The sequence below is a fragment of the Streptomyces sp. NPDC048269 genome, from assembly GCF_040652395.1.
In the GTDB taxonomy this organism is placed as follows: Bacteria; Actinomycetota; Actinomycetes; order Streptomycetales; family Streptomycetaceae; genus Streptomyces.
Genome location: NZ_JBEZLW010000040.1, coordinates 50,178 through 57,673, shown reverse-complemented (window position 1 = coordinate 57,673; position 7,496 = coordinate 50,178). Strand labels below are relative to the sequence as shown.

Below are 7,496 nucleotides of genomic sequence, written 5' to 3'. Positions count from 1 at the left end.
TCCTCGTCCGGCTCGCGGCCGTGCCGGGCGTTTCGAGCTGCGGTACCGACGCCGGCCCGGACGGGCGCCGGGTGTGGGCGCTGCTGGAGACGACCCCGCCACGCCGCCGGACACCGGCGGCGTGACACGCGGGGCCCTTACGGCGCGATCGGCAGCCGGCGCTTGTGGTCGGTCAGGCGGTAGCGGCGCACGATCGTGTCGAAGGCCCGCTCACCGACCGGCTTGCCTTCCAGGAAGTCGTCGATGTCGTCGTACGTGACACCGAGCGCGTCCTCGTCGGCCTTGCCCGGGTCCAGGGTCTCCAGGTCCGCCGTGGGGGTCTTCCATACCAGCTCGGCGGGGGCGCCCAGGGTGTCGGCGACGGCCCGTACCCGGCGCTTGGTCAGGCCGGTCAGCGGGACCAGATCGGCCGCGCCGTCGCCGAACTTCGTGAAGAAGCCCGACACCCCCTCGGCCGCGTGGTCGGTGCCGACGACCAGGCCGTCGTGCGCGCCGGCCACCGCGTACTGGGCGATCATGCGCTGGCGGGCCTTGATGTTGCCCTGCACGAAGTCCTGGTGATGGGCGTCCCGGAAGACGGCGCCGCCGGCCAGGACGGTTTCCAGCGCGGCGTCGCTCGCGGGCTTGACGTCGACGGTCAGCACCCGGTCCGCATTGATGAAGCCGAGGGCGAGCTGGGCGTCCTTCTCGTCGGCCTGGACACCGTACGGAAGCCGCATGGCGTAGAACGTCGCGTCGTGGCCGGCCGCGCGGGCCCGCTCCACGGCGAGCTGGCAGAGCCGGCCGGCGGTGGTGGAGTCCACGCCTCCGCTGATCCCGAGCACCAGGGAGCGCAGGCCGGTGGAGGTGAGCCGCTCGGCGAGGAAGCCCACGCGGCGCTCGATCTCCCGCTGCGCGTCGAAGGTCTGCGTCACCTGGAGTTCCAGGGCGATCTCCTGCTGCAGGGCGGTGGACGCCGGCTGGCTCACTGCTGCTCCTCGTGGTCGTGCGTGGCGGGTGGTGCGCTGTCCCGTCGACCCTAGTCGAAACGGCTGGTCCGGGATCCGGCTGGGGCGCCCCGAGGCCGCTGGACCGGCCTGGGGCGCCCCCGAGGGCCGCGGTGGACCGGCTACGAGGTCGCCGGATGACGCAGCCGGCGCCAGTATCCGGCGACGTCGTCGACGGCGGTGGTGACCGAGTCGAGGGTCATCGTGGTGCGGGAGTCCCGGCCGTAGCGCTCCCAGCGGGACATGGGGCGGTGATTGGGGTCGCCCGTGCGGATGAAGGAGATCCACGACGCATGCATGGTCGCGGCGAGACCGTCCCGGACCCTGGGATCGAGCCCGGCGAGGAAGGGCGCCTGCGACCACTTGTCGAAGTTGTCGAAGACGAACGGCAGCTCCAGGCAGTGCGCCGCCGCCAGCCGGCCCTGGTGGGCGGGCGTCGGGAGGTTGAACTGGTACGCCCAGACCGGACGCCCGCGGGCCGCCCGCTGCTCGGCCAGCGCCAGGGCGGGCATGCGGAACAGGTCGTCGGTGATCAGGTCCATGAGCACGTCCACCGGGCGGGCACCCGGCCGGGCCTCCTCGTACGCGGTGTAGGCCTCGGCCGCCCGGTTTCCGAAGGTGTCCCGCGCTCTCGCGAGCACCTGTTCCTTGGTCGCCGCGGCGTACGGCTCACTGAGCGCGAAGGCGAAGTTGGCCTCCTCCCTGGTCCAGCCGATCAGGACGTCGATGTCCGCCCCCGCGCCGCCGAGCAGCAGATCGGCCGCGTCGCGGTCCAGCGTGACCCCGTCGAGCACGGGGAGGAACGGGGTGGACCAGTACCCCCACCGTCCGGTGCGCCCGAACATCTCGAAGGCGGCGGCGATCAGACGTGGCCAGGGCACGGCCCGCAGTTCCGACACGTCCTTGGCCTTGAGGATGTCCAGGTAGGCGGCGGTGCGCTGGAGCGATTCGGCGCGGGTGGGGATCCGCAGACCGAGCGGCGGGCTCTGCAGGATGGCGCGCCGGAACAACGGGCGGCCCTTGGGCCGGGCGCCGGCCAGCGCCGCGACCGACAGCGCGCCGCCGGACTGGCCCGCGACGGTGATGTCGTCGGGGTCGCCGCCGAACGCGGCGATGTTGTCCCGCACCCAGCGCAGCGCGGCGAGCTGGTCGGTGAGCCAGAAGTTCCCCCCGGCGCCGTCCTCGCCGAAATAGAGGTAACCCAGCGGCCCGAGCCGGTAGTTGATGGTCACGACGACGAGGTCGCCGTCGCGCGAGAAGGTCTCGCCGGAGTAGTTGGGCAGCGAGCCGGATCCGGAGATGAAGCCGCCGCCGTGGATCCAGACCATCACCGGTCGCTTGGCGTCGTCGGCTCCGGGGGTCCAGACGTTGAGCGTGAGGCAGTCCTCGTCGAAGGGGGGCGAGCCGTGGGTTCCGAGGACTTGGTCCCCGCCTTCCCGGTACGGCTGCGGCGCGCTGGGGCCGAAGGCGGTCGCGTCGCGCGTCCCCTGCCATCCGGGGTGGGGCCGGGCGGGCCGCCATCGAAGGGCGCCGACCGGGGGCGCCGCGTACGGCACGCCCTTGAACACGGCGAGGCCGCCTTCGACGGCTCCGCGCAGCCGTCCCGCGGGCAGGTCGACGACGGGCGAGGGGTCGTCGGCCCGGGCGGCGGCCTGCGCCGCCCGGCCGCCCGGCATGGCGACGAGCAGTGCGGCGCCGGCCAGCACCCCGCTGCTCCTGAGGACTTTGCGCCGTGATGGATCGTCGGTCATCGTGCCTTCACTCTCCCCGGCTGACATAGCGCGAAATTGACGAGGGTCAGTGTTACGGCACATATCGCGGCCGGGTCAAGGGGTGTGACCGCTGCGGAATGCCCATGCCTCGCGAAGTCTTGACGGACGTCGAAATGACGCGATAGACACGTGTCACTTCAAGGCGCGAAGGCACGATCGACTAGGTACGGAGTTCCCATGGCAGGTCGGTTTCGTCCCGTTGGTCTGATAGCCGTCACCACCGGCCTCATGCTGGCCACCGCATGCGGTGGTGCCAGCCTCGGGACCGGCGACGGCACCAAGCAGAGCGGGCCCGTGAAGATCGGGCTCCTCGTCCCGCAGTCCGGCACCTACAAGGCGCTCGGCGACGACATGAAGCAGGGCTTCGAGCTCTACCTCAAGCAGCACGGCGGCACGCTCGGCGGCCGTCAGGTGGAGATCGTCATCGCCGACGAGGGGGAAACCGCCGACTCCGGCAAGGCGGCCGCGGAGAAGGTGGTCAAGCAGGACCGGGTGCTCGCGGTGAGCGGGGTGGTGAGCTCGGCCACCATCAACGGGGTCAAGGACCTGTTCGAGACCAGCAAGATCCCGCTCGTCGGCTCGAACGCCTCACCGACGACCTTGACCGGGACCACGTACGTCTGGCGCACCTCGTACGTCAACGACGAGCCGGGCAAGGCGCTGGGCAAGCACGTGGCCGAGAAGGCCGGCGGCCCGGTCTTCCTCGTCGCCGCCGGCTATCAGGCGGGCAAGGACGAGATCGAAGGCTTCAAGTCCACCTTCCTCCCCGCGGGGGGCAAGATCGCGGGGGAGGAGGTCTACACACCGTTCCCCGGGACCAAGAACTTCCAGCCGTACCTCGCGCAGATCGAGAGGTCCGGTGCGAAGGCGGTCTTCTGCTTCTACGCCGGCGGCGCGGCCGTCGACTTCGTCAAGCAGTACCGGGACTTCGGACTGGCGGGCAAGATCCCGCTCTACGCCCCGGGCTTCCTCACCGAGGGCGGCGTGCTCAAGGGGCAGGGCGAAGCGGCCACCGGCATCCTCACCGCGCTCAACTACAGCGCGGACCTGGACAACGCCGCCAACAAGCAGTTCGCACCGGCCTACGCCTCCGCCTACGGTTCGCCCCCGACCACCTACGCGATGGCGTCATGGGACGCGGCGCAGGTCCTGGACAAGGCCATCGGGGCGGCCGGCTCCACGGTGACCTCCGAATCGGTCAACGCCGCCATCTCCAAGGTGGGGGACATCGACAGCCCGCGGGGCACCTGGCGCTTCAACAGCGGCGGTACGCCCGTCCAGCCCTGGTACCTGCGCGAGGTCAAGCAGGGTGCCAACACCGTCAGCTCCGAGCTCGGCAGACTGGGCGGCTGACATGTCCGGATGGTTGGACGGCAACTTCGTCAGCGTCGTCGACGGGGTCGCCTTCGGTCTGCTGCTGTTCACGATCGCGGTCGGCCTCTCCCTGGTCTTCGGCATGATGGACGTGCTCAACCTGGCGCACGGCACGCTCTACCTCGCCGGGGCCTACGTCGCCTACGCACTGTCCGACGGAAGCCTGCCGGGTCTGCTCCTCGCGCTGCTGGCCGGAGCCCTGGTCGGCACCATGGGCGGGGCGGCGCTGACGTTCCTCACCCAGCCGCTGGCCCGGCGCGGGCACCTGGACCAGGCCGTGCTGACGCTCGGCATCACCTTCATCGCCGCCGATCTGCTCGCCGCGGCGTTCGGCGGCGAGGTGCTGCCCACCGACCCGCCGGCCGCGCTGCGCGGGACGGTGGACCTCCTCGGCCACGCGTATCCGGTCTACCGGCTCGTGTTCATCGGCACCGCGGCCGGGCTCGCGCTCGTCGTGTACCTCGTCTTCGAACGCAGCTCGCTCGGAGCACTGGTACGGGCCACCGTCGCCGACCGGGACATGGTCCGCGCGCTCGGTGTCGACATCCGCAAGGTGCTCTACGGGGTCTTCGCGGCCGGCGCGGCCCTGGCGGCGGTGGGTGGTGTTCTCGGGGCTCCGATCCTGGGCCCCGGGCCCGGCGTCGACGAGACCGTACTCGTCCTCTCGCTCGTCGTCGTGGTCGTGGGCGGTCTCGGGTCGGTACGCGGCGCACTCGCCGGAGCCCTTCTCATCGGCCAGGTGCAGACCCTCGGGGTGGCGCTGCTCCCGGAGTACGCGCCGTTCCTCCTCTTCGGCACCATGCTGGCCGTGCTGGTGGTCCGCCCGAACGGCCTGGTCTCCTCGGCGGTGCGCACATGAGCCCGCGTACGACCGCCGGATCCGCCCCCCGGCGGCTCGCGGTGACCGCCGTGGTCCTCGGGCTCGTGTCGGCCCCCTTCGCCCTCGGCCCGTACGCCGTCGGCACGCTGTCACGGATCCTCGTGTTCGCCCTCCTCGCCATGAGCGTGAACCTGCTCACCGGCCTGACCGGACTGCCGACCCTCGGCCAGTCCGCGTACTTCGGAGTCGGCGCCTACACGGCGGCGATCGTGGCGACACGGCTCACCGACATCGGGATGCTCCAACTCCTCATCGCAGCGGGGGTTTCCGCGCTGGTGGCCGTACCGACCGGGTGGCTGGCGGTCAGGGCACGGGGCGTGGTGTTCCTGATGCTGACGCTGGCCATCGGCGAGATCGTCTACAGCGCCGCGGTCAACTGGAAGTCGCTCACCAACGGCAGCGACGGGGTGTCCGGCATCCCGCCCGTCGTGCCGCTGCCCGGCATGCCCGCGCTGGAGCTCGACGGACTGGTCTACCTCTACGTGCTGGCCGTGTTCCTGCTGCTCTTCGCGGCCGTCACCCGCCTGGGCTCGACACCGTTCGCCCTCGCCCTGCGCGGGATCCGCGACAACGAGCCCCGGATGAGGGCGATCGGATATCCCACCCGCCGGTACGCCCTGACCGTGTACTGCGGCGCCGGGGCGCTGGCCGGCGCCGCCGGCGCCCTGTGGGTCTCGGTGCAGCGGTTCGTCTCGCCCGGCGACGCCGGGTTCGAGATCGCGGCCCTGGCGCTGCTGGCCGTCGTCATCGGCGGCGCCGGCTCTTTGTGGGGGGCCTGCGCGGGCGCCGCGCTCGTCTGGCTCACCCGCGACTACCTCGGCAACCTCGAAGCCGTCGCCGGACGCGGTCCGCTGCTGCTCGGACTGCTCTTCGTCATCGCCGTATACACACTGCCCCGCGGGCTGGCCGGCGTACGGCTCCCGCCCCAGCTGGCCCGGAAGAGGACGGCGTGACAGAACGCGACCTGTTGGAACTACACCAAGTGACACGGAAGTTCGGGTCCTTCACGGCCGTGGACGACGTCTCCCTCACCGTGCGGGCGGGCGCGCGGCACGCGATCATCGGTCCGAACGGTGCGGGCAAGTCGACCCTGTTCGGCCTCATCTCCGGAACCCTGGAGGCCACCGCCGGATCCGTCCTCGTCGACGGGCGGGACGTGACCCGGCTGCCGGTGGACCGGCGGGTCGGGCTCGGTGTCGCCGCGACCTTCCAGCACTCCAGTCTCTTCCTGCGCGAGACCGTTCTGGAGAACGTGCTGCTCGCCGTGCTGCGTCGGACCGGTACCGGACTCGGCGGCCGGCGGAAGGTGAGTGCCCGGGCCGGGGCGATCGAGCAGGCGCGGAGCCTGCTGGAGCGCGTGGGCCTGCCCGCCCGGCACGAGGTCGCGGCGGCCGCGCTCTCGCACGGCGAGCGCCGGCAGCTGGAAGTCGCCGTGGCGCTGGCCACCGGACCCCGGCTGCTGCTGCTGGACGAGCCGGCCGCCGGCATGTCCCCGGCCGAGACGGCGCGGCTCACGGAACTGCTCGCAGTGCTGCCCCGTGAGGTGACCGTACTCCTCGTCGAACACGATCTCGACATGGTCTTCGAGCTCGCGGACACTGTGACGGTCATGCACCTCGGCAGACACCTGACCACCGGCTCGCCGGACGAAGTGCGGGCCTCCGCCGAAGTGCAGAGCGCCTACCTGGGCAGTGCGGAGGTCCCCTCGTGACGTTCCTCAGTGTGCGCGAGCTGAGCTCCGGCTACGCGGGCGGTGTGGTCCTGGGCGGCGTCGACCTCGACCTCGACGCGGGCGGGATCGTCGCCGTCCTCGGGCGCAACGGGGTCGGGAAGACCACCTTCATGTCGACCGTCATGGGATTCGTCCGGCCGTACGAAGGCAGCGTCAGCCTCGCCGGCCGGCAGATCGCCGGCGCCCGCGTCGACGTGATCGCCCGGGCCGGAGTGGGCATCGTCCCCCAGGGGCGCCGGGTGTTCGCACCGCTGACGGTCGCCGAGCACCTCGCCATCGCCTCCCGTCGCCCCGCGCGGGGGCCGTGGACCCGGGCCCGTGTCCTCGACCTGCTGCCGAGGCTGGGGGAGCGGCTCGGGCACCGCGGTGACGAACTCTCCGGCGGGGAGCAGCAGATGCTCGCGATCGCCCGGGCCCTGCTGGGCAATCCGCGTCTGCTGCTCCTCGACGAGCCGTCCGACGGTCTCGCTCCCGCGATCGTCGCCCAAGTGGGCGAGGTGATCCGCGAGGTGAGTGCGCAGGGGATGTCCGTGGTCCTCGTCGAACAGAACCTGGCGCTCGCCTTCTCCGTCGCCCAGGACGTGGCCGTCATGCAGAAGGGCCGCATCGTCCACCGGGCGACCTGCTCGGAATTCCGGTCCCGGCCCGACGACCGCAGGCGCCTGCTGGGCGTCGACTGACCGGGCTGCGCCCGCCTGGACCGCGGCCCGGGCGGGCGCGCCCCTGCTTCAGGCAGGGGCCGGCGGCACTGG

Annotated in this window: 7 protein-coding genes; 5 read left to right on the top strand and 2 right to left on the bottom strand. The window is 71.9% G+C overall.

Translation table 11 applies throughout. The annotated features are described in order from the left end of the window. Nucleotides 1–137 precede the first annotated feature (137 nt). Nucleotides 138–968, bottom strand: coding sequence for an ammonia-dependent NAD(+) synthetase (gene nadE, locus AB0D48_RS29925; protein WP_362403741.1), 831 nt, complete (start codon nucleotides 966–968; stop codon nucleotides 138–140). A gap of 140 nt (nucleotides 969–1,108) precedes the next feature. Continuing rightward, nucleotides 1,109–2,737 carry a carboxylesterase family protein gene (locus AB0D48_RS29920; protein WP_362403738.1) on the bottom strand — a complete coding sequence of 543 codons (1,629 nt, stop codon included), beginning with the start codon at nucleotides 2,735–2,737 and terminating at the stop codon, nucleotides 1,109–1,111. A gap of 198 nt (nucleotides 2,738–2,935) precedes the next feature. Here AB0D48_RS29920 and AB0D48_RS29915 point away from each other — a divergent pair, with 198 nt between their 5' ends. From AB0D48_RS29915 to AB0D48_RS29895, 5 genes are read left to right on the top strand one after another with little or no spacing between them, the layout of a single operon-like run. Continuing rightward, nucleotides 2,936–4,111, top strand: coding sequence for an ABC transporter substrate-binding protein (locus AB0D48_RS29915; RefSeq protein WP_362403735.1), 1,176 nt, complete (start codon nucleotides 2,936–2,938; stop codon nucleotides 4,109–4,111). Between the two features lies 1 nt (nucleotide 4,112). Next, the gene (locus AB0D48_RS29910) at nucleotides 4,113–4,991 is read left to right on the top strand and encodes a branched-chain amino acid ABC transporter permease (protein WP_362403733.1); all 879 of its coding nucleotides are present in this window, start codon (nucleotides 4,113–4,115) and stop codon (nucleotides 4,989–4,991) included. Next, nucleotides 4,988–5,965 (top strand): branched-chain amino acid ABC transporter permease, encoded by a 978-nt coding sequence (locus tag AB0D48_RS29905; RefSeq protein ID WP_362403731.1) that lies wholly within the window; start codon nucleotides 4,988–4,990, stop codon nucleotides 5,963–5,965. Before AB0D48_RS29910 ends, AB0D48_RS29905 begins: the two co-directional genes overlap by 4 nt. A 29-nt stretch (nucleotides 5,966–5,994) precedes the next feature. Further along, nucleotides 5,995–6,723 (top strand): ABC transporter ATP-binding protein, encoded by a 729-nt coding sequence (locus AB0D48_RS29900; protein ID WP_362403729.1) that lies wholly within the window; start codon nucleotides 5,995–5,997, stop codon nucleotides 6,721–6,723. Further along, nucleotides 6,720–7,424, top strand: coding sequence for an ABC transporter ATP-binding protein (locus AB0D48_RS29895; RefSeq protein ID WP_362403727.1), 705 nt, complete (start codon nucleotides 6,720–6,722; stop codon nucleotides 7,422–7,424). The genes AB0D48_RS29900 and AB0D48_RS29895 overlap by 4 nt, the downstream gene beginning before the upstream one ends. Nucleotides 7,425–7,496 lie beyond the last annotated feature (72 nt).